This is a genomic window from Streptomyces sp. YGL11-2, from assembly GCF_050054615.1.
Taxonomy (GTDB): Bacteria; Actinomycetota; Actinomycetes; order Streptomycetales; family Streptomycetaceae; genus Streptomyces.
In genome coordinates, this window is record NZ_JBNHIN010000003.1 from 163,875 (window position 1) to 188,972 (window position 25,098).

At 69.8% G+C, this 25,098-nt stretch carries 21 protein-coding genes and 1 tRNA gene; 18 read left to right on the top strand and 4 right to left on the bottom strand.

Features of this window, described 5'->3' with window-relative positions:
* Nucleotides 1-187: 187 nt before the first annotated feature.
* Nucleotides 188-1,570: a S53 family peptidase gene (locus ACO1BR_RS05380; protein ID WP_426793843.1), complete on the top strand. Its 1,383-nt coding sequence runs from the start codon at nt 188-190 to the stop codon at nt 1,568-1,570.
* A gap of 677 nt (nt 1,571-2,247) precedes the next feature.
* Nucleotides 2,248-3,681 carry an ATP-binding protein gene (locus ACO1BR_RS05385; RefSeq protein WP_426794007.1) on the top strand — a complete coding sequence of 478 codons (1,434 nt, stop codon included), beginning with the start codon at nt 2,248-2,250 and terminating at the stop codon, nt 3,679-3,681.
* A gap of 31 nt (nt 3,682-3,712) precedes the next feature.
* Here the strand turns inward: ACO1BR_RS05385 and ACO1BR_RS05390 are convergent, their stop codons facing one another.
* From ACO1BR_RS05390 to ACO1BR_RS05405, 4 genes are all read right to left on the bottom strand, one after another.
* Complete coding sequence (locus ACO1BR_RS05390) at nt 3,713-4,024, bottom strand: hypothetical protein (protein ID WP_426793844.1); 312 nt, start codon at nt 4,022-4,024, stop codon at nt 3,713-3,715.
* On the bottom strand, nt 4,021-4,425 hold the full coding sequence (locus tag ACO1BR_RS05395; RefSeq protein WP_426793845.1) for a hypothetical protein: 405 nt from the start codon (nt 4,423-4,425) through the stop codon (nt 4,021-4,023). Before ACO1BR_RS05395 ends, ACO1BR_RS05390 begins: the two co-directional genes overlap by 4 nt.
* A gap of 271 nt (nt 4,426-4,696) precedes the next feature.
* Nucleotides 4,697-5,554, bottom strand: coding sequence for a hypothetical protein (locus ACO1BR_RS05400; protein WP_426793846.1), 858 nt, complete (start codon nt 5,552-5,554; stop codon nt 4,697-4,699).
* 201 nt (nt 5,555-5,755) lie between these two features.
* A tRNA-Arg gene (locus ACO1BR_RS05405) sits at nt 5,756-5,827 on the bottom strand.
* A gap of 241 nt (nt 5,828-6,068) precedes the next feature.
* On the opposite strand from ACO1BR_RS05405, the gene ACO1BR_RS05410 reads away from it, so the two are divergent.
* From ACO1BR_RS05410 to ACO1BR_RS05485, 16 genes are all read left to right on the top strand, one after another.
* Nucleotides 6,069-6,584 (top strand): response regulator, encoded by a 516-nt coding sequence (locus ACO1BR_RS05410; RefSeq protein WP_426793847.1) that lies wholly within the window; start codon nt 6,069-6,071, stop codon nt 6,582-6,584.
* A gap of 105 nt (nt 6,585-6,689) precedes the next feature.
* Nucleotides 6,690-8,093: an ArgS-related anticodon-binding protein NrtL gene (gene nrtL, locus ACO1BR_RS05415; RefSeq protein ID WP_426793848.1), complete on the top strand. Its 1,404-nt coding sequence runs from the start codon at nt 6,690-6,692 to the stop codon at nt 8,091-8,093.
* Nucleotides 8,094-8,182: 89 nt separating this feature from the next.
* On the top strand, nt 8,183-9,574 hold the full coding sequence (lysA, locus tag ACO1BR_RS05420; protein WP_426793849.1) for a diaminopimelate decarboxylase: 1,392 nt from the start codon (nt 8,183-8,185) through the stop codon (nt 9,572-9,574).
* A 139-nt stretch (nt 9,575-9,713) separates the two neighbouring features.
* A complete protein-coding gene (locus ACO1BR_RS05425) occupies nt 9,714-11,006 on the top strand; it encodes a homoserine dehydrogenase (protein WP_426793850.1) in 1,293 nt (430 codons plus the stop codon).
* An 8-nt stretch (nt 11,007-11,014) separates the two neighbouring features.
* Entirely contained in the window at nt 11,015-12,100 is a 1,086-nt protein-coding gene (thrC, locus tag ACO1BR_RS05430; RefSeq protein ID WP_426793851.1) for a threonine synthase, read from the top strand.
* Nucleotides 12,101-12,427: 327 nt separating this feature from the next.
* Nucleotides 12,428-13,345: a homoserine kinase gene (gene thrB, locus ACO1BR_RS05435; protein ID WP_426793852.1), complete on the top strand. Its 918-nt coding sequence runs from the start codon at nt 12,428-12,430 to the stop codon at nt 13,343-13,345.
* A 374-nt stretch (nt 13,346-13,719) separates the two neighbouring features.
* Nucleotides 13,720-15,726 (top strand): transcription termination factor Rho, encoded by a 2,007-nt coding sequence (rho, locus tag ACO1BR_RS05440; protein ID WP_426793853.1) that lies wholly within the window; start codon nt 13,720-13,722, stop codon nt 15,724-15,726.
* A 383-nt stretch (nt 15,727-16,109) separates the two neighbouring features.
* Entirely contained in the window at nt 16,110-17,234 is a 1,125-nt protein-coding gene (locus ACO1BR_RS05445; RefSeq protein ID WP_426793854.1) for an LCP family protein, read from the top strand.
* Nucleotides 17,235-17,400: 166 nt separating this feature from the next.
* Nucleotides 17,401-17,625 (top strand): 50S ribosomal protein L31, encoded by a 225-nt coding sequence (gene rpmE / locus ACO1BR_RS05450; RefSeq protein ID WP_030065532.1) that lies wholly within the window; start codon nt 17,401-17,403, stop codon nt 17,623-17,625.
* Between the two features lie 168 nt (nt 17,626-17,793).
* Nucleotides 17,794-18,873 carry a peptide chain release factor 1 gene (gene prfA, locus ACO1BR_RS05455; RefSeq protein ID WP_426793855.1) on the top strand — a complete coding sequence of 360 codons (1,080 nt, stop codon included), beginning with the start codon at nt 17,794-17,796 and terminating at the stop codon, nt 18,871-18,873.
* Between the two features lie 35 nt (nt 18,874-18,908).
* Nucleotides 18,909-19,790, top strand: a complete 882-nt coding sequence (gene prmC / locus ACO1BR_RS05460) for a peptide chain release factor N(5)-glutamine methyltransferase (RefSeq protein ID WP_426793856.1) — start codon at nt 18,909-18,911, stop codon at nt 19,788-19,790.
* A gap of 70 nt (nt 19,791-19,860) precedes the next feature.
* Nucleotides 19,861-20,508 carry an L-threonylcarbamoyladenylate synthase gene (locus tag ACO1BR_RS05465; protein ID WP_159508052.1) on the top strand — a complete coding sequence of 216 codons (648 nt, stop codon included), beginning with the start codon at nt 19,861-19,863 and terminating at the stop codon, nt 20,506-20,508.
* Complete coding sequence (locus tag ACO1BR_RS05470) at nt 20,505-21,206, top strand: protein-tyrosine-phosphatase (protein WP_426793857.1); 702 nt, start codon at nt 20,505-20,507, stop codon at nt 21,204-21,206. The genes ACO1BR_RS05465 and ACO1BR_RS05470 overlap by 4 nt, the downstream gene beginning before the upstream one ends.
* Nucleotides 21,207-21,421: 215 nt before the next feature.
* The gene (gene glyA / locus ACO1BR_RS05475; protein WP_426793858.1) at nt 21,422-22,795 is read left to right on the top strand and encodes a serine hydroxymethyltransferase; all 1,374 of its coding nucleotides are present in this window, start codon (nt 21,422-21,424) and stop codon (nt 22,793-22,795) included.
* Between the two features lie 98 nt (nt 22,796-22,893).
* Nucleotides 22,894-24,219 (top strand): MraY family glycosyltransferase, encoded by a 1,326-nt coding sequence (locus ACO1BR_RS05480; RefSeq protein WP_426793859.1) that lies wholly within the window; start codon nt 22,894-22,896, stop codon nt 24,217-24,219.
* A 286-nt stretch (nt 24,220-24,505) separates the two neighbouring features.
* Nucleotides 24,506-24,943 (top strand): hypothetical protein, encoded by a 438-nt coding sequence (locus ACO1BR_RS05485; protein WP_426793860.1) that lies wholly within the window; start codon nt 24,506-24,508, stop codon nt 24,941-24,943.
* Nucleotides 24,944-25,098 lie beyond the last annotated feature (155 nt).

Here is a 25,098-nt window from a genome sequence, read left to right on the forward strand (position 1 = left end):
TCTTTCAGGTTCGGAAATTACGCGCTCGGCATCGGACGGCATGGGACATGGTCCCGAATCGGACAACAGTGACAAGTCGCACATCAGTGAGAAGTCGCACAGGGGCAAGTGCTTGCTCTGCGAAGGGCCTCGGGGTGGGATTGCGGCAATTGTCGAGTGGGGGTCTTATCTTGCAAGGGGATTGATCATGCGCAGAGTTCGTGCGCGGCACCGCATCGTGGTCGCAGTGGCTGGAGTCGCAGCCCTCGCCAATGTCGCACTGATGTCACCCGTTATGTCTGATTCTGCGATTGCCGCCCCCGTGCATTCGGTGCAAGGGGCCAAAGCCGCGCCGGCAGGAGCCGGGCAGCAATCGGAGAACGCGGCCCACAGCTTGCTGACCACCAAGCAGTGCCAGGCGAAGTGGCAGATCTCCTGTTACACCCCGACCCAGTACCAGCAGGCGTACAACCTGAACCCGCTGTACCGGGCGGGAGTCACCGGCAAGGGGCGCACGATCGTGCTCGTGGATTCCTTCGGCTCGCCGACCATCCAGCATGACCTGGATGTCTACAGCTCCCGGTTCGGTATGAAGAGCGCCCACGTCGACGTGGTCAAGTGGGGTTCCGTCCCGTCCTTCGACGCCGCCAACCCCGCCCATAACTTCTGGGCCGGGGAGAGCACCCTTGACGTGGAGATGGCGCATGCCGTCGCCCCGGACGCGCACATCGTCCTGGTGGAGACCGGGGTCAACCAGAGCGGGGACGGCACCACCGGCCTGCGAGAGATGATGGACGCCGAGAAGTCGCTCATCGACCGCGGTGTGGGCGATGTGATCAGCCAGAGTTTCGGTGCGACGGAGAACACCTTCCCCGGCTTCCGCAGCGGTGATTTCTCCAGCATCCAGAACCTGCGGTACGCCTTCAAGGACGCGGCCAGGCACGGTGTGACCGTCCTCGCCGCCTCAGGCGACGACGGCGCCACCAGCCCCACCGCTAACGGCGAGGCCGCGTACCCGCACAGGGCCAACTCCTGGCCGTCCTCCGACCCGCTGGCCGTCTCGGTCGGCGGCACCCAACTGCACTTGGACGCCAAGGGCGACCGCATCGCGCCGGACAGTGTCTACCGCGACCACGGCGCGAGCGGCGGCGGCCTGTCCCCTGTCTTCGCCCGTCCCTCGTACCAGAACGGGGTTGGGCAGGTGGTCGGCGGCCGCCGCGGCACCCCCGACGTTTCGATGTCCGCCGCGATGAACGGCGGCGCATGGGTGTACTCCAGCTTCGACCCGAAGCGGGTCGGCTGGAATGTCTGCTACGGCACCAGCGCGGCCAGCCCGCTCTTTGCGGGCATCGTGGCCCTGGCCGACCAGGTCGCCGGGCACCGGCTGGGTGACATCCACCAGGCCCTCTACTCGCTGTCCGCGCAGTCCTCGCGGAACCCGTCCACCGGGATCGTGGATGTGAAGGACGGCACGAACAGCAACTACGCGGGAGTCACCGGCTACACCGCGGTGAAGGGCTACGACATGGCGACCGGCGTCGGCACGATCGACGCGGCCCGCTTCGTCCCGGCCCTTGCCAAGGAGGGCTGAAAGCATTCCCCGCCCCCGAGGGGCGGGCGCCTGCCGCAGACCGCCGCGCCCCGCGCCGACCGCTGTGTGATCGTGGACGGACCGACGCACCGCCGGTGTCACGGCTGCAGCGACGGCCACGAGGAAGCGGCCAACGCGAAGATCACCAAGGCGCTGGGGGAGGACCGCGACACGGCTTGAGGAGCGTGTCGGAGGTGTGTCGCGATCAGTGAGAGGCAGTAAGAAAGAGCGGGAGTCAGTGAAACTGACTCCCGCTCTTTCATGTCGGCACTCGTCCTGGTCAGATCCCGATTCTCGCTGACTGACTGGCGAGTGCCCCCCCGGCGGGGAAACCAGGACATGGCGACGGGGAGAGTCGCTGGCTGGGGGCGGGCAGCTGGTGATCCAGATGGTGGTCGAGCTGAAGCGATAGAGCGTTGGTGCGTGGCCGCAGTTTTGAGCCCTTGGGGGAGCCGCAGACCCGCGCCTGGTCGTGCTACACCCCATGTGACCTGCGGAGACTCGCTGATCGTGAAGGTGTCGGCGCATCTGGCCAGGACTCGTAAGGGGCGAGGGGGCGGCGCGTCTGCCCATCTTTCCGAACCGTGTAATCCGAGGAAAGCGAGCTGGCATCTAAGTAAGATTCATTCTACGTAATATCTAAACTGCGTTTGATGGATTGCTGGGAGTGCGTCGCGATGAAGTTCAAAGGGAGAGCGGCCGACCTTGACCTGTTGGCGCAGCAGCTGGGCCTGGTGGTCGACGGCGCGGGAGCCACCCGTGGGCGGGCCGTGATCATGACGGGCCGGCGCAGGGTGGGGAAGTCTCGCCTGGTCCAGGAGTTCTGTGACCGGTCCGGGCTTCCGTACGTGGTCTTTCAGGCGACCCGGGGACGCAATGCCGTGGCCGAGCGGGCGGACTTCACCGCGACGCTCGCGCAGTCCACTCTGTCCGGGGGAGAGCTGGTGGCCGGGCTGCAGGCCGCGGACTGGAACCAGGCGCTACGGTCCCTGGCCCTCGCGATTCCGGATGATGCCCCGAGCGTCGCTGTGATCGACGAAGTTCCGTGGCTGGTGGAGCAGGACGCGGAGTTCGAGGGAGCTTTGCAGACGGTGTGGGACCGACACCTGTCCGCCAAGCCTCTCCTACTGATCCTGGTTGGCAGCGACATGTCGGTGATGGAGGCGCTGCAGTCCCACGGTCGCCCGTTCTTCGGCCGGGCCGCGAAGATGACCGTGCAGCCGTTGCATCTGGCCGACGTGCAGGCGATGACCGGGCTGGATGCGGCGGACGCGGTGGATGCGCTGCTGATCACCGGGGGTTTCCCGGAGATCGTCCAGTCGTGGCGACCAGGAATGGGCCGCATGGACTTCCTGCGCGAAGCCGTGGCCAACCCTCTGTCGCCGTTGCTGGTGGCGGGCGAGTTGTCGCTGCTGGGGGAGTTCCCCGAGGCGTCGCACTCGCGTGCGGTGCTGGAGGCGGTCGGCAGCGGTGAGCGGACCTTCTCGGCCATCGCCGCACAGGCCGGGGGCTTGGGCGCGCTGCCCTCGGGCACGCTGTCCCCGCTGCTGAACACGTTGCAGGCCAAGCGGATCCTGACCGCCGACCTGCCGCTGTCTGTCAAAGCCGACACCAAGAACAAGCGCTATCGCATCGCCGACCCCTATCTTCGGTTCTGGTTGGCCTTCCTGCACCGGGGGATCCCGCTCATCGAGCGCGGCCGCGGAGATCTGGCCCTGGAGCGCATCGAGCGGTCCTGGACCACCTGGCGCGGGCGTTCCGTCGAGCCGGTCATCCGCGAGTCGTTGCTGCGCCTGCTGCCCGACGAGCGGTGGCCGGAGACGGAGGCGGTCGGCGGCTGGTGGAACCGGCAGAACAACCCCGAGATCGATCTGATCGGTGCTGATCGGGAACCGGTGGCGGGCGCGGTGCACTTCATCGGTTCGGTCAAGTGGCTGGAGTCCCAGCCGTTCGGGCGGCGTGAATACGACTCCCTGGCCCGGGACATGCTCGCGGTGCCCGGTGCCGAACCGGGCACCCCGCTTGTGGCTGTCTCGCGGTGCGGTGTGGCCGACGGTCTGCCACTTGCTGCGCACTGGGGGCCCGAGGACTTGGTCCGCGCATGGCAGTAACAGGGAGACCGGCTTGGTCCGTTTCAGGGGTTCAGGGCACCCAGTGCCGGTATGCCTCCACCCACGCCCATCCTTGAGGCGTTGGTTCGGGCAGTGGCAGGTCGAGGATGCCGATCGCCTGGCGGTGCCGGCCGCGTTTGCAGAGAGCGACGATGCCGCTGCCGGGCCGCAGTTGGACGGCGGTGACGGTGACCGTGGCACCCAGGACGGTGGCGTCGAACGGGAGGGCCAGGTGGTCGTCGATGACCGCGTGGAGTGCGGTGAGCTGTTCGTACTCGTCGTAGGCGTCGACGGTCGCTTCAGCGACCATGGCGTCGAGTTCGGCCGTGGTGAGTTTCTTCATGACGTGCTCGGCCTTCCTGCGCGGAGGAGTTCGGCGAGGCGGGTACCGACCGGGGCGATGCCGGGCAGGGGATGGTGCTCGTAGTGGCGCTTCTTGCGGCGGCGCAGCAGCGCTTCGCCGTCCTGTTCCGAGGTTAAGGCGGGTTTGCGCAGGAGCGTGCGGAAGACGGCATCGGCTCCGCAGGGGTTCCGTTGGACAAGGCGGCGGATGACCACGGGGGAGACCGAGTCGTCGTTCAGATACTCCCGTAGGCGTGCCAAGTACGCGCGGTCGCGGGCGAGGGCCGGATCGCCGAGCAGTGCATCGAGGCGACCGAAGCCGGCGTAGTAGCAGAGGCCCTCGATCTTGTCGTGGATCACGGCGACGGTTTCCGCGTCGATGAATTCCTCCGGCAGACCCAACTGGCTCCGCGCTGGCCTGCCTGTAGCTGAAGTAGCTCGGCGCGCCGGCAACTCCCCGGAGGTCATCCATCGTCGCTACGCGGGCTGTATCGACGACAGCGAGACGGAGAACAACCAGAGGATCGAGAGGGCTTTGGGTTGGGGAGGCGACAATGGCTGACTGCCTAGAGATGCTATGAACAGAACTGAGCGGGGAGGCCGCTCAGTTGTTCTGCGTCGACTCACGTCTCGCACTCTGCTGGATGGTTGTATCCGCCGCTGCAGAATTACCTCAGGATACTCGGCTGTGCAGCTCAACTTTCGCGGCTCGGACGAAATTTACTTCCGCCTCATCGAATTGCTGAGAAGCATCGAAGTACCTGCTGCTCAGCATTGGAGGACGGGGCGAGTGCCCCTCGACGAGCGCCGCGAACTCTTCGTAGTCGAGGGCGTTGGGCGGTAGTGCGCTCCCGGCCTCACGGACGGACCGCTCTGCGGCTCGGGTTTCCTGAGCCTCGTGTTCGTCCAGGTCGGCGGAATTGGAAGGGGACTCCGAGCGGAGACGGCGCAGATGAGAAAGCGCCTGCATGAGCCTTTCAGCAGTGGAGCTCACTGGTGGTGGCTGATCATCCAGCATTCTGTAGAGCTTTCCCAGTGCTCTCTCGAAGGTGGCCTGCTCACCTAGGTAGATCGCCATCGACCGGGCAGCATTGGTCATCCCTGCGGCGGGCGCAGCTACGTCATCGGGGCCCTCCAGCTCGACGATTGTTTGAGCTTCCTTGAGCGCCGCGAGAGCATCGTCAATAGCGCTCTTCCCGGCTCTGATGGTCTCCAGTGGGAGTTCCTCAGCGTTGTCCGCGATAAATCGCTCACCCACCTCCGCTACACGGTGCGCTGCAAGCAGAAAGGAGGCGTAAGCATCCCGCTGGATGCCACGACGCCATTGCATATGAGTGGCGTGTGTCTGGGCGCGGACAGCGTCCAATGCTGCACGGTAGGAGGACTCGGCTTGAGCCAAGCCCGCCTCACTGGTGACTTCCGCCGCGCGTAAGGCAGCTTTCATCTGCCATCGGCCTATGAGTACTGTGGCGGGTATCCCGATCAGCGCCACTACGGCCGCGGAGAGCGCCCCTATCCCCTGAAGGTTCATGCCCCTGATGGTGCCGTAACCCAGGGACGCAGCCCGACCGCGAGGCCTAGCCATGCAAGGCGCGGTCGTGTCCGCACACGCCACTCACACGCGATCAGTGCGCAATAACGAGAAAGAGCGGGATCCAGTGAAACTGGATCCCGCTCTCCGCAATAGGCATCTGCGCTGGTCAACCGCATCGTGCTGCTGGTTGAGGCGAAGTGCCCCCGGCAGGATTCGAACCTGCGCACACGGCTCCGGAGGCCGTTGCTCTATCCCCTGAGCTACGGGGGCGTTGCCGCTGTTCTTGCGGCGACGGGTAGAACCCTACCAGCTCTGATGGGGTGTTCATGAACAGGGTTTGGAGGGGTGCGGAAGGTGAGGGAAGGGTGCTTTTAGCGCATGGGGCGGGTGTGCCGGAGGTGCTCGTGGAAAGGTCCCCCGCATGGGGGCGGAAGTGGGCAAAACCGGGACGCAGCCGCAGGTGGGCCCCTAGTCTCATGGTGTGCCTGGCTTGTCCGGTCGGATCCTTGTCGTGGACGACAACAAGGTGATCCGGCAGTTGATCAGGGTCAACCTTGAGCTGGAGGGCTTCGAGGTCGTGACCGCGGCTGATGGTGCCGAATGTCTGGACGTCGTGCACCACGTAAGACCGGATGTGGTGACCCTCGACGTGGTGATGCCGCGGCTCAACGGTCTGAACACCGCCGCGCGACTGCGTTCCGACCCGCGGACCTGGGACATCCCGATCGCCATCGTCAGCGCGTGCACCCAGGGCGAGGTGGACAACGGTGAGTCGGTGGGGATCGATGCCTTTCTGGCGAAGCCGTTCGAGCCCACGGAGCTGGTGCGTACGGTCGGGCTGCTGGTCCGTGAGGGTCGGCAGCGGGAGCGCGGTGCCGAGGGCGGGGAGGCCGAGGGCGGGCGCGAGGCGGCGGGGGGCGGCATGACGGCCGCCGACGGTCCCCAGGGGAACGCCGTGGGGGACGGGGTCGAGAGCGCTGTGGAGAGCGGTGGGGAATCCGGGGCCGGGGGGCGTCCGGCGGGCTGAGGCGGCGGGGCGAGGGGCCGGGGCGGGGCCGGGTGGATGGTGCCGGGTGTCCACAGGGCGAAACCGGGTCGCATGGACGCCCCCCTTCTCCCATACGCTTGTCCTGTGACACCCGCCGAGCTCTCCCGTACCGTCCTGCGCTCCGTGCGCGGTGCCGTCGAGGAACGGGAGCTCTCCGTGGCCGTACCGGCGCGGATCGTGGTGCAGCCGCCGCCGCGGCCCGGGTGTGGGGACTACGCCTCCAACATCGCGTTGCAGCTGGCCGGGCCCGCGGGGCGGCCGGCCCGCGAGGTGGCCGAGATTCTGCGGAAGCGGCTGGCGGGCAGTGCGGGGATCGCCCGGGTCGATATCGCGGGACCCGGTTTCCTGAATTTCACGCTGGGGGACGGGGCGCTGGCCGGGCTCGTACGGGAAGTACTGGCGCGGGGGGCCGCGTACGGGGAGCCGAGTGTTTCCAGGGAGTTGAGTGTTTCCGGGAAGGCGAGCGATTCCGGGAAGGCGAGTGCTTCCGGGGGCGGGCAGGGGAGTGGGGCTTCGGGCCCTGTGGGCGCCTCGGTGGGCGGTGGCGCGCGCGGGCTGGTCGTGGCCGAGGTGCTGGCGCGGATCGGAGCGGGTGGCGGCGACCGCGCGGCCGGCCGCGGTGACCACGTCGCGTGCCTCGGTGACGGGCCGGGCGGTGAGGGTGCGGTTTTCGTCAACTGCCTTTCTGCTTCTGGTCCTTCTGGTTCCAGCTCGGAGTCGGCGGTTGCTGAGATCGCTGCGGTTGCCTCCGTTGCCTCCGGCGCCTCGGATTTCACCGTCGCGTTCGCCGACGTCCACGGCCACGCTCCCGTGGCCGTCTCACCTTCCGCTCCCGTCGCCGCCTCATCCTCTGCTTCCGCTTCCCCTTCCGCTTCCGTCTCGTCCTCCGCTTCCGCCTGTTCCGCCCGTGCCGAGCTGGCCGGGCTTGTGACGCGGCTCGGTTCGGACGAGGCGCGCTGGGTGCTGCTGCGGCCGGCGGCGCAGGATCCGGTGCGGGTGCCGGAGCGGCCGGTGCAGCGGGAGGAGAACCCGCGGTTCCGGGTGCAGTACGCGTACGCCCGGACCCGGGCGATGGTGCGGGGCGCGCGCGAGCTGGGGTTCGCGGGCGAGCCGGGCGAGGTGATGGCGGCCGGGGACGGCCCGGTGGAGTCCGGGCATCCGCTTGATCCGCATCATCTGCGTGATCCGCAGGGGCCCGCGGGCGGGCGGTCGTCGCGGACCCTTCAGGCCCTGCAGACGTGCCTGGCGACCTACCCGTCGGCCACGGAGAGCGCTCTGCGGCTGGGGGCGCCGGACCGGCTGGTGCGGCATCTGGAGGCGACCGCGGACGCCTGGCTCCGGTGCCGGGAGGAACTTCCGCCGCTGCCCGTCGGCGAGGAGAAACCCTTGGCCGTGCACCGTGCCCGACTGGCTCTTGCCGAGGCCGCGGGGACGGTGCTGGGGAACGGCCTGCGCCTGCTCGGCATCTCTGCTTCTGAATACGTCTGATGTGTGTGAGGCGCCTGATGGATCCGTCCCACTGCCTTCGCGCATCCCTGATGACTACCTCTGAAAGATTTTGAGGGGATCGTTCCGTTATGAGTCGTTCCGCGCATCCTGCTGGGCCCCGCCATGGCGACGTTCTGCCTGAAGGGCACTACGCCGGGCCGCCCGCCGACCTCAACACCCTTGACCCGCATGTCTGGTCCCGTACCGTCCGGCGCGACGCCGACGGTGTGGTCACCGTCGGCGGGCTGGCCGTGACCGCGCTCGCCGAGGAGTTCGGCACGCCGGCGTACTTCCTGGACGAGGAGGACTTCCGGGCGCGCTGCCGAGCCTGGAAGGACGCGTTCGGGGCGGACGCCGACGTGTTCTACGCGGGCAAGGCGTTCCTCTCCCGGGCCATCGTGCGATGGCTGAACGAAGAAGGGCTCAATCTCGACGTTTGCTCCGGCGGCGAGCTGGCCACGGCGCTGGCCGCCGGGATGCCCGCCGAGCGGATCGCGCTGCACGGCAACAACAAGAGCACCGAGGAGATCACCCGGGCCGTCGAGGCGGGGGTGGGCCGGATCGTGCTCGACTCCTTCCAGGAGATCGTGCGGGTCGCGCACATCGCCGAGAAGCTCGGCAAGCGGCAGCCGGTGCAGATCCGCGTCACCGTCGGCGTCGAGGCGCACACGCACGAGTTCATCGCCACCGCGCACGAGGACCAGAAGTTCGGCATCGCGCTCGCCGGCGGCCAGGCCGCCGAGGCGGTGCGGCGCGCGCTGAAGTTGGACGGCCTCGAACTCATCGGGATCCACAGCCACATCGGGTCCCAGATCTTCGACATGGCGGGCTTCGAGGTCTCCGCCCGCCGCGTCGTCCAGCTGCTCGCCGAGGTGCGCGACGAGCACGGCGTCGAGCTGCCGGAGATCGACCTCGGCGGCGGGCTCGGGATCGCGTACACCTCCGACGACGACCCCCGCGAGCCGCACGAGATCGCCAGGGCGCTGGGCGACATCGTGACCCGCGAGTGCGAGGCCGCCGGGCTGCGGGTGCCGCGGCTGTCGGTCGAGCCGGGGCGGGCGATCATCGGGCCGACGGCGTTCACGCTCTACGAGGTCGGCACGGTCAAGGAGCTCGAAGGGCTGCGGACGTATGTGTCCGTGGACGGCGGGATGTCCGACAACATCCGTACGGCGCTCTACGACGCGGAGTACAGCGTGGCGCTGGTGTCGCGCTCGTCGGACGCCGAGCCGATGCTGTCCCGGGTCGTCGGCAAGCACTGCGAGAGCGGCGACATCGTCGTCCGCGATGCCTTCCTGCCCGGTGACGTGGCGCCCGGGGACCTGCTTGCGGTGCCGGCCACGGGTGCGTACTGCCGCTCCATGGCGAGCAACTACAACCACGCGCTGCGGCCCCCGGTCGTGGCGGTCAAGGACGGTGCGGCGCGGGTGATCGTCCGGCGGGAGACGGAGGAAGATCTCCTGCGGCTGGACGTCGGGTAGGGGCGGATCGCCGGGACCGGGCCCCGGATGAAATAAATGTCTCGGTATCCGGACCAACGGCGGAAAGTGCCGTCCGGTGCGTGAGACTGGTGCATGACCAAGCATGAAAACCGCTGGATCGAAGAAAAGACGAGGTCGAATGATGCGTACGCGTCCGCTGAAGGTGGCGCTGCTGGGCTGTGGTGTGGTCGGCTCAGAGGTGGCGCGCATCATGACGACGCACGCCGACGACCTCACGGCCCGTATCGGTGCGCCCGTGGAGCTCGCCGGGATCGCCGTCCGCCGCCCCGAGAAGGTGCGCGACGGCATCCCGGCCGAGCTGATCACCACCGATGCGACCGCGCTCGTCAAGCGGGGCGACATCGACGTGGTCATCGAGGTGATCGGCGGGATCGAGCCCGCCCGCGGGCTGATCACCACCGCTTTCGAGCACGGCGCCAGTGTGGTTTCGGCCAACAAGGCGCTGGTGGCGGCCGATGGTGCCGCGCTGCACGCCACGGCCGAGAAGCACAACGCCGACCTGTACTACGAGGCGGCGGTCGCCGGTGCGATCCCGCTGGTGCGCCCGCTGCGCGAGTCGCTGGCCGGTGACAAGGTCAACCGCGTCCTCGGCATCGTCAACGGCACCACCAACTTCATCCTCGACAAGATGGATTCGACCGGCGCCGGCTACAGCGAGGCGCTGGACGAGGCGACCGCGCTGGGCTACGCCGAGGCCGACCCGACCGCCGACGTCGAGGGTTTCGACGCCGCCGCCAAGGCCGCGATCCTCGCCGGGATCGCCTTCCACACCCGCGTCACCATCGACGACGTGCACCGCGAGGGGCTGACCGAGGTCACCGCGGCCGACATCGCCTCCGCCAAGCGCATGGGCTGCACCGTCAAGCTGCTGGCCATCTGCGAGCGGGCGGCGGACGGCGGGTCGGTGACCGCGCGGGTGCACCCCGCGATGATCCCGCTGACGCATCCGCTGGCGTCCGTGCGCGAGGCGTACAACGCCGTGTTCGTGGAGGCTGACGCGGCCGGCCAGCTGATGTTCTACGGGCCGGGCGCGGGCGGTTCGCCGACCGCCTCCGCGGTCCTCGGCGACCTCGTCGCGGTCTGCCGCAACAAGCTCGCCGGTGCCACCGGGCCGGGGGAGTCCGCGTACACCGCGCTGCCGGTGAGCCCCATGGGCGAGGTCGTCACCCGTTACCACATCAGTCTCGACGTGGCCGACAAACCCGGCGTTCTGGCGCAGGTAGCGACGGTTTTCGCCGAACACGGCGTATCGATCGATACGGTCCGTCAGCAGGGTAAGGACGGCGAAGCGGACCTCGTCGTCGTCACCCACCGAGCGACCGACGCGGCCCTGTCGTCGACGGTCGCGGCACTGCGCGAGCTGGACACCGTCCGCGGCGTCGTCAGCATCATGCGGGTCGAAGGGGAGTAAAGGAACCCATGTCTGCCAATTCCACCGTGACCACCACCAGTCGTCAGTGGCGCGGAATCATCGAGGAATACCGCGACCGGCTTCCGGTCAGCGACACGACCGAGATCGTCACCCTCCGGGAGGGCGGCACGCCTCTCGTGCCGGCCCAGGTGCTGTCCGAGCGCACCGGCTGCGAGGTGCACCTCAAGGTCGAGGGCGCCAACCCCACGGGCTCGTTCAAGGACCGCGGGATGACGATGGCCATCACCCGCGCCAAGGAGGAGGGCGCCAAGGCGGTCATCTGCGCCTCCACCGGCAACACCTCCGCCTCGGCCGCCGCCTACGCGGTCCGGGCCGGCATGGTCTGTGCGGTGCTGGTCCCGCAGGGCAAGATCGCGCTCGGCAAGATGGGCCAGGCCCTCGTGCACGGCGCCAAGATCCTCCAGGTCGACGGAAATTTCGACGACTGCCTGACGCTGGCCCGGGGCCTCTCGGAGAAGTACCCGGTCGCACTTGTGAACTCCGTCAACCCGGTGCGCATCGAGGGCCAGAAGACCGCCGCCTTCGAGATCGTCGACATGCTCGACGACGCCCCGGACATCCATGTGCTGCCCGTCGGCAACGCCGGCAACATCACGGCCTACTGGAGGGGCTACCAGGAGTACGCGGCCGACGGCATCGCCTCGCACACCCCGCGGATGTGGGGCTTCCAGGCGTCCGGCAGCGCCCCGATCGTGCGCGGTGAGGTCGTCAAGGACCCGCACACCATCGCGACGGCGATCCGTATCGGCAACCCCGCCTCGTGGGAGTTCGCGGAGCGCGCCCGGGATGAGTCCGGCGGCCTCATCGAGGATGTGACGGACCGTCAAATCCTCGCGGCCTACCGCCTGTTGGCCGCGCAGGAGGGCGTCTTCGTGGAGCCCGCCTCGGCCGCCTCGGTCGCCGGTCTGCTCAAGGCCGCCGAAGAGGGCAGGGTCGACCCCGGCCAGCGGATCGTCTGCACGGTCACCGGCAACGGCCTCAAGGACCCGGACTGGGCGGTCGCCGGAGCGCCGCAGCCGGTCACCGTCCCGATCGACGCGGACGCCGCCGCCGAGCGGCTCGGACTCGGCTGACCGGACGTCCGTGACCTGCGCGTACGGCAGGGGGTGACGGGGCGGCCGGCCCCCGTCATCCGCCGTGCAGCAAATTGCGCAAAGCCTGCAAAGCCAGGCCAGGGGCACAGGAAGGCGCGCGACACGCATCGTGCGCCTCCTGTGCGCCCTATGTCGCGACAGAACCTTCCTTCGATAGGCTGGCACCCAACTCCCCTCCCCACGGCATAACGCAGTGGCGTGCAGGGCAGGTCAGAACAGACCCCACGAGCCGTCCGGGCACCTCGGTGCCGCGGTGCTGTGCTCGGGGGCAGTACCGCAGCATCAATCAAGGAGAGTCATCGAGCGATGGCCGGTCCCGCGTTCCGCGCCGCCGCCGTCCGGGTGCGCACCCCCGCTACCAGCGCCAATCTCGGTCCCGGCTTCGATGCCCTGGGTCTTTCCCTGGGCCTGTACGACGATGTCGTGGTACGTGTCGCCGACTCCGGGCTGCACGTCGACATCGCCGGTGAGGGGGCCGACACCCTTCCGCGCGACGAGAGTCACCTGCTGGTACGGTCCATGCGCACCGCCTTCGACCTGCTCGGCGGGCAGCCGCGCGGCCTGGAAATCGTCTGCGCCAACCGCATTCCGCACGGCCGCGGCCTCGGCTCCTCATCGGCCGCCATCTGCGCCGGAATCGTCGCCGCCCGCGCCGTGACCATAGGCGGCGAGCAGAAGCTCGACGACGCCGCGCTGCTGGAACTGGCCAACGAGATCGAGGGGCACCCCGACAACGTCGCCGCCTGCCTGCTCGGCGGCTTCACACTCGCCTGGATGGACACCGGAACCGCTCGCGCGATCCGGATGGATCCCGCCGATTCCATCGTTCCGGTGGTCTTCGTGCCCGGCAAGCCGGTGCTCACCGAGACCGCCCGTGGACTGCTGCCGCGCACCGTCCCGCACGTGGACGCCGCGGTGAACGCCGGCCGCGCCGCACTGCTCGTCGAGGCCCTGACCAGGCGCCCCGAGCTGCTGCTGGCCGCGACCGAGGACCGACTTCACCAGGACTACCGCGCCCCCGCGATGCCGGAGAGCGTGGCCCTGGTGAACCGACTGCGCGCGGACGGCGTCCCCGCAGTCATCTCCGGTGCGGGCCCGACGGTGCTCGCGCTGGTCGAGGACGCGGCGGCCGACAAGGTCGCGGCGCTGGCGGGAGAGGGGTGGGCGGCCAACCGGCTGACCCTCGACGCGGCCGGTACGTGTGTGCTGCCGCTCGCCGGGTGATCACGACCAGTGATCGACGATTGCCGGTCTTTGAGAGGGGGAATGTTTGTTGGATCCGGTAGTGTTAACCTCAAGTCAGTACTCGACGCCAGTGTGGCGCGGTGCTTCGTGTCCCCCTTCGGGACCACTTTCTTCCGGGAGCCTCCCAAACTGCTTGGAGCAATGGCCTGAGCAGAAGTGAGCACGCTCCGGAATCGGCGTGACGAACCAGAGCCACACCGCATATCTTCACGCCGGAGCCATGAACTGATCTTCCGCCGTATCCGGCGGGACCACCGCCCCGGCCCGGTCCGCAAGACCCGAGGACCCAGCCGGACAGCACAACCGGTCGCCGAGCCAGACAGGCCGACGCCCGCTCCAGGGAAGGACCCTTCGTGAGCGACACCACCGATCTGATGGGCGCGCGCACCGATGGCAGTGCCACCACGCCCGCCACGGACGCTCCCGCCGCGCCTGCTACCACGCGGCGCCGCCGTTCCGGCACCGGCCTTGACGGCATGGTCCTGGCAGAGCTGCAGCAGGTCGCCTCCGGCCTCGGTATCAAGGGCACCGCGCGGATGCGCAAGAGCCAGCTGATCGAGGTCATCAAGGAGAGGCAGGCCGGCGGCTCGGGATCCGCCGCCAAGGCCGACGCGCCCGCTGCCGACACCGAGACCAAGCCCAAGCGCCGTACGACCTCCAAGGCCCGCACGGGCGAGGACGGTGCCGAGTCGGACGCCAAGGCCGACAAGCCCGCCAAGACGGCCAAGGCCGCGGACAAGGGGGCGCAGCAGCAGATCGAGATCCCGGGCCAGCCGGTCAGCGACGAGCAGCCGGCCGGCGAGCGCCGCCGGCGCCGGGCCACCGCCGCCGCGGGCAGCCCGGAGACCCCCCCCGCGGGCGACGTCAAGACCGAGGTCAAGGCCGAGGTCAGGACCGAGACCGCGACGGCTCCGCAGGAGACCGGCGAGGGCCGGCCCGCCAAGAGTGGTGAGCGCCAGGACCGCGGCGACCGCCAGGAGCGCGGGCAGAAGGGCGACCGCCGCCAGCGCGACCGCGACCGCGGGGACCGCGGGGACCGCCGCAAGGGCGACGCCGGCGACGGCGGCCAGGGCGCTGGTGGCCGCCAGCGCGACCGCCGGCCCGACGAGGACGACGACTTCGAGGGCGGCCGGCGCGGCCGCCGCGGCCGGTACCGCGACCGCCGTGGCCGCCGTGGCCGCGAGGACTTCGCGCCTGAGCCGCAGGTGGCCGAGGACGACGTGCTCATCCCGGTCGCGGGCATCCTCGACATCCTCGACAACTACGCGTTCATCCGGACCTCGGGCTACCTGCCCGGCCCCAACGACGTGTACGTCTCGCTCGCCCAGGTCCGCAAGAACGGCCTGCGCAAGGGCGACCACGTCACCGGTGCGGTCCGCCAGCCCAAGGACGGCGAGCGGCGCGAGAAGTTCAACGCGCTGGTGCGGCTCGACACCGTCAACAGCATGGCGCCCGAACAGGGCCGCCAGCGGGCGGAGTTCGGCAAGCTGACGCCCCTTTACCCGCAGGAGCGGCTGCGCCTGGAGGGCGAGTCGGGCGGGCTGACGACCCGGATCATCGACCTGGTCACCCCGATCGGCAAGGGCCAGCGAGGGCTGATCGTGGCCCCGCCGAAGACCGGCAAGACCATGATCATGCAGGCGATCGCCAACTCGATCACCCGCAACAACCCCGAGTGCCACCTGATGGTCGTCCTCGTCGATGAGCGTCCCGAAGAGGTCACCGACATGCAGCGGTCGGTCAAGGGCGAGGTCATCTCCTCGACCTTCGACCGCCCGGCCGAGGACCACACCACCGTCGCCGAGCTGGCCATCGAGCGGGCCAAGCGGCTCGTCGAGCTCGGTCACGACGTGGTCGTCCTGCTGGACTCCATCACCCGCCTGGGCCGCGCGTACAACCTCGCGGCGCCCGCCTCCGGCCGCATCCTGTCCGGTGGTGTCGACTCGACCGCGCTCTACCCGCCGAAGCGCTTCTTCGGTGCCGCGCGCAACATCGAGGACGGCGGTTCGCTGACCATCCTGGCCACCGCGCTGGTCGAGACCGGCTCGCGGATGGACGAGGTGATCTTCGAGGAGTTCAAGGGCACCGGCAACCTGGAGCTCAAGCTCGACCGCAAGCTCTCCGACAAGCGCATCTTCCCGGCGGTGGACGTGGACGCGTCCAGCACCCGTAAGGAAGAGATCCTGATGGGCAGCGACGAGCTGGCCATCGTCTGGAAGCTGCGCCGGGTGCTGCACGCGCTGGACCAGCAGCAGGCCATCGAGCTGCTGCTGGACAAGATGAAGCAGACCAAGTCCAACGCGGAGTTCCTGCTGCAGATCCAGAAGACGACGCCGACCGCGGGCAACGGCAACGACTGACGCCCGCCGGACGTACGCGCCGCAAGCACGGTAGACACCGGCCCCCCTCGCCGCACCGGCGAGGGGGGCCGGTGTCTACGTGCTTGCGGCGCCCCGCGGTGCGGTGCGGCGGGTGAGCGGTGTCGGCGAGCTGTCCCCCTTGAGACCTTCCGCACAGGTTCGTACCGCGCACACAGTTCGGGCAAAGCCGGATCACAGGACGAAAGCGCAGGTGAGAGGGCGAAAGTCCGATGTCACACGGGGCGTACACGGCGTCTTTCTAAGAAAGCGCTCATAACGCGCCGTGCAACCCTTCCGGTCAACCTCCCGTCTGAATAGGCACTCACCCGTGACCACGGGATGACGGCGAGGGGCAGCCGAGGGAAAAAAGGACTGAGGAGCAGATGGCGGACAGCAACGGAAGCGCGCGGGCGGCCGAGGGCCGCGGCCGTGGCATACGTGCCACGGGCCGTCGGCGCAAGGGCCCGACCCGGCGCCGCCGGGCCCTGACGGTCACGCTGTGCGCGCTGGTCGGCGCGGTGCTGCTCGGCGGCGCCGGGCTGGGCTACGTCTACTTCAAGCTCAACGGCAACCTCAAGGGCGTCGACATCAACGCGGCCCTCGGCCAGGACCGGCCGAAGAACGTCGACAACGGCTCGATGGACATCCTGGTCATGGGCTCCGACTCCCGGGCCGGCAAGAACGGCGAGTACGGCAAGGACGAGGGCGGTGCCCGCTCGGACACCGCGATGGTCGTCCACGTCTTCAAGGGCCACAAGAAGGCCAGCGTCGTCAGCATCCCCCGCGACACCCTGGTCACCCGGCCCAACTGCACCAAGGACGGTAGGACCGTCCCCGCGGAGCGGCGGGCGATGTTCAACACCGCCTTCGAGGTCGGCGGACCGGCCTGCGCCGTCAAGACCGTCGAGTCGATGAGCGGGATCCGCATGGACCACTTCGTCGAGGTCGACTTCACCGGCTTCAAGAAGCTGATCGACGCGCTGGGCGGGGTGGACATCACCACCACCAAGCCCATCAACGACCGGTACAGCCATCTGCACCTGCAGCCCGGCAAGCACACCCTCAACGGCGAGGACGCGCTCGGACTCGTCCGGACCCGGCACGGCGTCCCCGGGGGCGACGGCAGCGACCTGGGCCGCATTCAGCTCCAGCAGACGTTCATCAAGGCGCTGATGAACCAGGTCCGGAACGTCGGCGTGCTCACCAACCCGGCCAAGCTCTACTCCATCGCCGACACCGCCACCAAGGCCGTCACCACCGACACCGACCTCAACTCGGTTCCGCAGCTCACCGGGCTCGCCAAGACCCTGGGCGGGATCACCTCGGACCACATCGAGATGGTGACGCTGCCGGTGGAGTACGACCCGGTCAACCCCTCCCGGGTGCTGCCGCTGACCAAGCAGGGCCGGCTGGTCTGGGACGCGCTGCGGAACGACCAGGACATCCCGAAGTCGGCGCTCAAGGGCTCGGCGGGTGACAAGGGCGGTACGGGCAGCTACGTGAAGTAGCCGTCCGGGTCGCGGCCCGGACGCCGGACCGCCGGGGGGAATAGTTGCGCCCGCACCCCGGTTTTGGGAGATACGGCTAGTCCTGGCAGACTGGACCGTCGGCCCCGGTTCACGTGACGCAATTCCGCGACACGACCCGGTGCACTCCCGAACCTAGGAGAATCCCTTGAAGCGCGACATCCACCCGGAGTACGTCGAGACCCAGGTCAGCTGCACCTGTGGCGCGTCGTTCACCACCCGTAGCACGGTCGCCGGCGGCAGCATCCGCGCCGACATCTGCTCCGAGTGCCACCCGTTCTACACGGGCAAGCAGAAGATCATGGACACGGGCGGCCGCGTGGCCCGCTTCGAGGCCCGCTTCGGCAAGTCCGCCGCGGCCGCCAAGAAGTAGCGACCCGCAAGGCGCCGGTCTCCGGTCGCCCCCGGACAGGGGGGACCGGACCGGCGTCTTTGTCGTCCGTAGCCTCCGCCGCCCCGGCGGAGAACGGTCCGCCGCGCAGCGGCAGCGGGGCGCACCGGCCCCGGGAAGCCACATCAGCAGTCAGCAGAGGAACACACGATGTTCGAGGCGGTCGAGGAACTGGTCGGCGAGCACGCCGATCTCGAAAAGCGACTGGCCGACCCGGCGGTCCACGCGGACCAGCGCGAGGCCATGCGGCTCAACAAGCGCTACTCCGAGCTGACCCCGATCATCACCGCGTACCGCTCCTGGAAGCAGACCGGCGACGACATCGAGACCGCCCGGGAACTGGCCGCGGACGACCCGGACTTCGCCGACGAGGCCAAGGAGCTGGACGTCCGCCGCGACGAGCTCACCGAGAAGCTGCGGCTGCTGCTCGTCCCGCGCGACCCCAGCGACGACAAGGACGTCATCCTGGAGGTCAAGGCCGGTGAGGGCGGCGAGGAGTCCGCGCTGTTCGCCGGCGACCTGCTGCGGATGTACCTGCGGTACGCGGAGCGGGTCGGCTGGAAGACCGAGATCCTGGACGCCAACGAGTCCGACCTCGGCGGCTACAAGGACGTCCAGGTCGCGGTGAAGACCAAGGGCGGCGGCGGTGCCACCGAGCCGGGGCAGGGTGTCTGGGCGCGGCTGAAGTACGAGGGCGGGGTGCACCGCGTCCAGCGGGTGCCGGCCACCGAGTCGCAGGGCCGGATCCACACCTCCGCGGCCGGTGTGCTGGTCACGCCCGAGGCCGAGGAGGTCGAGGTCGAGATCGTGGCCAACGACCTGCGGATCGACGTCTACCGCTCCTCCGGGCCCGGCGGCCAGTCCGTCAACACCACCGACTCCGCGGTCCGGATCACGCACCTGCCCACCGGCATCGTCGTCTCCTGCCAGAACGAGAAGAGCCAGCTCCAGAACAAGGAGCAGGCGATGCGCATCCTGCGGTCGCGGCTGCTGGCCGCGGCCCAGGAAGAGGCCGAGCGGGAGGCGTCGGACGCCCGCCGCAGCCAGGTGCGCACGGTCGACCGCTCGGAGCGCATTCGGACGTACAACTTCCCGGAGAACCGCATCTCGGACCACCGGGTGGGGTTCAAGGCGTACAACTTGGACCAGGTGCTCGACGGCGAGCTCGACCCGGTCATCCAGGCGTGCGTGGACGCCGACTCGGCGGCCAAGCTCGCCGCCGCCCAGTAAGACCGCAAGACCAGTACAGACCGGCTGGAGGACCAGTGCCGCACGATTCAGGGGGGCGCCCCCCGAGCTCCCGATCGTTGCTGCTCGCGGAGGTGGCCCAGGCCACCCAGCGGCTGGCCGACGCCGGTGTGCCCTCACCGCGCTTCGACGCCGAGGAACTGGCCGCGCATGTGCACGGCGTCAAGCGCAGCCAGCTGCACACGGTCCGCGACGCCGACTTCGACGCCCGTTACTGGGAGGCGATCGCCCGCCGCGAGGCGCGTGAACCGCTCCAGCACATCACCGGACGGGCCTTCTTCCGCTACCTCGAACTCAGCGTCGGACCGGGGGTGTTCGTCCCCCGCCCGGAGACCGAGTCGGTGGTCGGCTGGGCCATAGACGCGGTCCGCGCCATGGACGTCGTCGAGCCGCTGATCGTCGATCTGTGCACCGGCTCGGGCGCCATCGCCCTGGCCCTCGCGCAGGAGGTGCCGCGGTCGCGGGTGCACGCCGTGGAGCTGTCCGAGGAGGCGCTGCGCTACGCCCGCAAGAACGTCGAGGGGTCCCGCGTCGTTCTGCATCACGGCGACGCGCTGACCGCGCTTCCCGAACTGGACGGGCAGGTCGACCTGGTCGTCTCCAACCCGCCGTACATCCCGCTGACCGAGTGGGAGTACGTCGCGCCCGAGGCCCGCGACCACGACCCGGAGCTGGCGCTGTTCTCGGGCGAGGACGGCCTCGACACCATCCGCGGCATCGAGCGGACCGCCCACCGCCTGCTGCGGCCCGGCGGCGTGGTCGTCATCGAGCATGCCGACACCCAGGGCGGGCAGGTGCCGTGGATCTTCACCGAGGAGCGGGGCTGGGCCGACGCGGCCGACCACCCCGACCTCAACAACAGGCCCCGATTCGCCACCGCGCGCCGGGCGACGCCATGACGCGCCCCGTTCCCGCGCCCGATGCACGCGATGCATCCGAAGTATTCGTTCCGCACGAGGAGGTCCCGTAATGGCACGGCGATACGACTGCAGCGACGCGACCGACCGCGCGACCGGTCTGCGTGAGGCCGCCTCGGCCGTCCGCCGCGGTGAGCTGGTCGTGCTGCCGACCGACACCGTCTACGGCGTCGGCGCGGACGCCTTCAGCGCCGAGGCCGTCGGTGATCTGCTGGAGGCCAAGGGCCGCGGCCGCGGGATGCCCTCCCCGGTCCTGGTCGGGTCCCCCAACACCCTGCACGGGCTCGTCACCGAGTTCTCCGAGCAGGCGTGGGAGCTGGTCGACGCCTTCTGGCCGGGCGCGCTCACCCTCGTCGCCAAGCACCAGCCGTCGCTGACCTGGGACCTGGGCGAGACCCGCGGCACGGTCGCGGTGCGGATGCCGCTGCACCCCGTAGCGATCGAGCTGCTCAACGAGTTCGGCCCGATGGCGGTCTCCAGCGCCAATCTCACCGGCCACCCCTCCCCGCAGGACTGCGACGCCGCCCAGGAGATGCTGGGCGACTCGGTCTCCGTCTACCTCGACGGCGGCCCGACGCCCGCCGCCGTGCCGTCCTCGATCGTGGACGTCACCGGCCCGGTCCCGGTGCTGCTGCGCGCGGGCGCGATCAGCGCGGAGGAGCTGCGCAAGGTGGTACCCGAACTTGAGGTGGCGAATTGATGCCGCCCCTGGGGCGTGGGATAGCGGGACCAGGCGACGACACCTTCCCCTCCGCGGCCCTCTCGTCCCCTTCGCACGCCTCCGCCACCTTCCGGATCCTCCACGTCAGCACCGGCAACGTCTGCCGCTCGCCGATCACCGAGCGGCTGCACCGGCATGCCCTGGAGGAGCGGCTCGGCGACGCCAGGGCTTGCGGGCTGCTCGTGGAGAGCGCGGGCACCTGGGGCCATGAAGGCGCCCCCATGGAGGTGCACGCCGCCACCGTGCTCGCCGACTACGGCGCGGACCCGGCCGGCTTCATCGGCCGCGAACTGCTCGACGAGCACGTCATCCGGGCCGACCTGGTGCTGACCGCGACCCGCGACCACCGCGCCCAGGTCATCTCCATGGGCCACTCCGCCGGGCTGCGGACCTTCACGCTCAAGGAGTTCAACCGGCTGGTACGGGCCATAGACCCCGCCACACTCCCGGCGCCCGACCCGGAGCTCCCCGGCGGGGGGCTGGTCGAGCGCGCCCGCGCGCTGGTGGGCGCCGCCGCCGCGCTGCGCGGCTGGCTGCTGGCGCCCAACCCGGAGTCCGACGAGGTCTACGACCCCTACGGCGCGCCCGTCACCTTCTTCCGCTCCATCGGCGACGAGATCAACCAGGCCCTCGATCCGGTCGTCACCGCCCTCACCGGGGTCCCGGCACCCGCGTAGCGGCCGTCCGGTGGGCCGCGCACGGGCCCTGGAAGGGCCCTGGACGCCCCCTGACGGGCCCGGGACCGGGCCCGGGACCCCGATGGCCCGCACACCGCGCCCGATCGCTGAGCCGCGCCTACATTGGGATTAGGGCCTGCCCGGCGGATTGGGGCCGGACCGGCCCAGGGGCACGTGCAGCGTGCCCTGGTCCCGTACGAGGCCCGGAGCCAGCGATGCCCGCCACCACCGCGTCACCCCGCAGCCAGTCCCCGGTCGGCCGCGCGCGGGCCGCCGCACCGGCCGAGACCATCGAGGACCGGGCGCGGGCCGCGGCCCGCGACGACGTCACCCGGCCGCCCGGCTCGCCGGACTTCGCGGCGCTGCTGCGGCAGGACCCGGAGATCGCCGGCGTCCTGCTGGGGGAGAGCGCCCGGCAGCGCGACGGGCTCCAGCTGATCGCCGCGGAGAACTTCACCTCGCCCGCCGTACTCGCCGCCCTGGGCTCCCCGTTGGGCAACAAATACGCCGAGGGCTATCCGGGCGCCCGGCACCACGGCGGCTGCGAGATCGTCGACCTCGCCGAGCGGATCGCGGTGGAGCGCGCCAAGGCCCTGTTCGGCGCCGAACACGCCAACGTCCAGGCCCACTCCGGGTCTTCGGCCGTACTGGCCGCCTACGCCGCCCTGCTGCGCCCCGGAGACGCCGTCCTGGCGATGTCCCTGCCGCACGGCGGACACCTCACGCACGGATCGCCCGCCAACTTCTCCGGCCGGTGGTTCGACTTCACCGGTTACGGCGTCGACGAGGAGACCGGGCTGCTCGATTACGGCGCGATCCGCGCCCTGGCCCGCGAGCGGCGGCCCAAAGCCCTTGTCTGCGGCTCGATTTCCTACCCCCGGCACATCGACTACGCCGCCTTCCGCGACATCGCCGACGAGATCGGCGCGTATCTGATCGCCGATGTGGCGCATCCGATGGGGCTCGTCGCGGGCGGCGCGGCGCCCAGCCCGGTCCCGTACGCCGATGTGGTGTGCGCCACCACCCACAAGGTGCTGCGCGGGCCGCGCGGCGGGATGATCCTGTGCGGGGCGCGGCTGGCCGAGCGGATCGACCGCGCGGTGTTTCCGTTCACCCAAGGGGGCGCGCAGATGAACGCGGTCGCCGCCAAGGCCGTCGCCTTCGCCGAGGCCGCCACGCCCGCGTTCGGCACGTACGCGCATCAGGTGACCGCCAACGCCCGCACCCTCGCCGCCGCGCTGGCCGCACAGGGCCTGGCGATCACCACCGGCGGCACCGACACCCACCTGATCACCGCGGACTCCGTCCCGCTCGGGGTGGACGCGCGCACCGCCCGGGGCCGGCTGGCCGCCGCCGGGATCGTGCTGGACACCTGCGCGCTGCCGTGCGCCGGCGCGCCCGGCAAGCGCGGGGCGCGCCCGACCGGGATCCGGCTGGGCACGGCGGCGGTGACGACCCAGGGGATGGGCGAGGCCGAGATGCACCGGATCGCGGAGCTGATCGGGGCGGCGCTGCGGGAGGACCGGGAGGCCCGCGCCGAGACCGCCGCGCTGGTGCACCGCTTCCCGCCGTATCCGGATCAGGACTGACCCGGGAACCGTCCGCGGACCGGGTGCGTCTTCTCCTGTATTCACGGCCAGGGGGCTGACACGCATAAGGTGTGGGGCTGTGATGGCCAGCTATCTCTATGGGGCAGCCCGTGCGTGAATACCTGCTGACGCTGTGCGTCACGGCCGCGGTGACCTACCTGCTGACCGGGCCGGTACGGAAATTCGCGATCGCGGCCGGTGCGATGCCGGAGATCCGCGCGCGTGACGTGCACCGCGAGCCGACACCGCGGCTCGGCGGTATCGCGATGTTCGGCGGGCTGTGCGCGGGGCTGCTGGTCGCCGCGCATCTGACCAACCTCAAGAGCGTCTTCGAGACCAACGAGCCGCGGGCGCTGCTGTCGGGCGCGGCACTGATCTGGATCCTCGGCGTCCTGGACGACAAGTGGGGTGTGGACGCACTGGTCAAGCTCGGCGGCCAGATGATCGCCGCGGGCGTGATGGTCCTCCAGGGCCTGACGATCCTGTGGATCCCGATCCCCGGTATCGGCACCGTCTCGCTGACCCCGATGCAGGGCACGCTGCTGACCGTCGCGCTGGTCGTCATCACCATCAACGCGGTCAACTTCGTCGACGGCCTGGACGGCCTGGCGTCCGGCATGGTGTGCATCGCCGCCGCGGCGTTCTTCATGTACACCTACCGCCTGTGGTTCGGCTACGGCATCGAGGCCGCCGCCCCCGCCACGCTCTTCTCGGTCGTCCTGATGGGCATGTGCATCGGCTTCCTGCCGCACAACATGCACCCGGCGCGGATCTTCATGGGCGACTCCGGCTCGATGCTGATCGGCCTGGTGATGGCCGCCGGCGCGGTCTCGGTGACCGGCCAGGTTGACCCGGACCTGCTCAACCAGAAGGCGGGCGGTCTGCGTGAGGCGACCCACGCGATGGTGCCGGTCTACATCCCGCTGCTGCTTCCGCTGACGATCATCGCGGTGCCGGTAGCGGATCTGATTCTGGCCATTGTGCGGCGGACGTGGAAGGGCCAGTCGCCGTTCGCCGCGGACCGCGGGCATCTGCACCACCGGCTGCTGGAGATCGGTCATTCGCACAGCCGCGCGGTGCTGATCATGTACTTCTGGTCGGCGCTGATCGCGTTCGGCGCGGTGGCCTACTCGGCGAACGACGCCAGCATGTGGATCGTCCTGGGCATCGTGCTGCTCAGCGCCGTCGGCCTGGTGCTCCTCCTGCTGCCGCGCTTCACGCCGCGCGCCCCGCGCTGGGCGGAGCGGATGGTTCCGCCGCGCTACCGCCGGGTCGCGAGCGGGCCGGCGGCGGCCGGTGCGGAGTCCGCGGAGACGCCGCCGGGGGAGCGGCGGCCGGCGATTCCGCCGGGCATCCACGGCGCCACCGCGATCGGCGACCGGTCACGCTTCGTGGACCGCCGAAAGGCGGGGAGTCATCGCTGAGTGGTGTGCCGTCGCCCGAACGTGCCTCGGGAATCGGGGCGGTTGACCCCATACCAGACAATCCGCCGCCCGTCAGTGCACCAACGCGCAGGTTCACGCTCAGGTGTGACAGGGTCCACACGAACCAGGTAAAGACCTCATCAAATAGTTTGTGATACCGTTCACGAAACCCGGCGACAGAGCCGAAGGACCGTAGTGCGACGGCCCTTTGGCCTCAGGTTCTTCCTCAGGCCGGGTCTACGCTCGTCCCTGACGACACCACCCCACCCCTTGCCGGAGCGCCGCCATGCAGTCGAATGACGCCCGACTACTCCTCCACGCCGTTGTGCCCACCCTCGCCGCCGGCGCGATCGCCGCTGCCGTGAGCGGTGCGGTCGCGGGCGCGACCGGAGCGATCGGCGCCGTCGTCGGCACCGTGCTGGTGGTGCTGGTGATGGGCGCCGGGCTCGTCGTCCTGCAGCAGACCGCGAAGAAGCTTCCGCAGCTGTTCCAGATGATGGGCCTGCTGCTGTACACGGTGCAGATTCTGTTCGTGGCGGTGTTCCTCATCGCCTTCAAGGACACAACGCTCTTCGACACCAAGGCATTTGCGTTCACCCTGCTCGCAGCCACCCTCGTATGGATCGCGGCGCAGACCCGCGGCCATATGAAGGCGAAGATTCTGTACGTGGACCCCGACTCCGCAGACGCCAAGAAGGCGGAGACGGCGGGGTCGCCGACGTGACCCGTAGGGCCGAGATAAATGGCCTCATGCGGGCCTGCTATCGTCCGGTGCCAACTGCGGCGCAGATGGCGCAGGCGGCTGAGCTCCCAGATTCCACGCGATGGAACGGGCAGTTCTCGCGGCCGATGCCTGTGATCCGGTCCGGCCCCGCGCCG

What these genes read in the sequence shown, in the direction of transcription:
- thrB (WP_426793852.1), top strand. Translation starts at nt 12,428, where the DNA reads ATGGCCGGTCCCGCGTTCCGCGCCGCCGCCGTCCGGGTGCGCACCCCC.
- ACO1BR_RS05385 (WP_426794007.1), top strand. Translation starts at nt 2,248, where the DNA reads ATGAAGTTCAAAGGGAGAGCGGCCGACCTTGACCTGTTGGCGCAGCAG.
- ACO1BR_RS05485 (WP_426793860.1), top strand. Translation starts at nt 24,506, where the DNA reads ATGCAGTCGAATGACGCCCGACTACTCCTCCACGCCGTTGTGCCCACC.
- lysA (WP_426793849.1), top strand. Translation starts at nt 8,183, where the DNA reads ATGAGTCGTTCCGCGCATCCTGCTGGGCCCCGCCATGGCGACGTTCTG.
- ACO1BR_RS05425 (WP_426793850.1), top strand. Translation starts at nt 9,714, where the DNA reads ATGATGCGTACGCGTCCGCTGAAGGTGGCGCTGCTGGGCTGTGGTGTG.
- glyA (WP_426793858.1), top strand. Translation starts at nt 21,422, where the DNA reads ATGCCCGCCACCACCGCGTCACCCCGCAGCCAGTCCCCGGTCGGCCGC.
- ACO1BR_RS05445 (WP_426793854.1), top strand. Translation starts at nt 16,110, where the DNA reads ATGGCGGACAGCAACGGAAGCGCGCGGGCGGCCGAGGGCCGCGGCCGT.
- ACO1BR_RS05400 (WP_426793846.1), bottom strand. Translation starts at nt 5,554, where the DNA reads ATGAACCTTCAGGGGATAGGGGCGCTCTCCGCGGCCGTAGTGGCGCTG.
- ACO1BR_RS05380 (WP_426793843.1), top strand. Translation starts at nt 188, where the DNA reads ATGCGCAGAGTTCGTGCGCGGCACCGCATCGTGGTCGCAGTGGCTGGA.
- ACO1BR_RS05465 (WP_159508052.1), top strand. Translation starts at nt 19,861, where the DNA reads ATGGCACGGCGATACGACTGCAGCGACGCGACCGACCGCGCGACCGGT.
- prfA (WP_426793855.1), top strand. Translation starts at nt 17,794, where the DNA reads ATGTTCGAGGCGGTCGAGGAACTGGTCGGCGAGCACGCCGATCTCGAA.
- thrC (WP_426793851.1), top strand. Translation starts at nt 11,015, where the DNA reads ATGTCTGCCAATTCCACCGTGACCACCACCAGTCGTCAGTGGCGCGGA.
- ACO1BR_RS05480 (WP_426793859.1), top strand. Translation starts at nt 22,894, where the DNA reads ATGGGGCAGCCCGTGCGTGAATACCTGCTGACGCTGTGCGTCACGGCC.
- ACO1BR_RS05390 (WP_426793844.1), bottom strand. Translation starts at nt 4,024, where the DNA reads ATGAAGAAACTCACCACGGCCGAACTCGACGCCATGGTCGCTGAAGCG.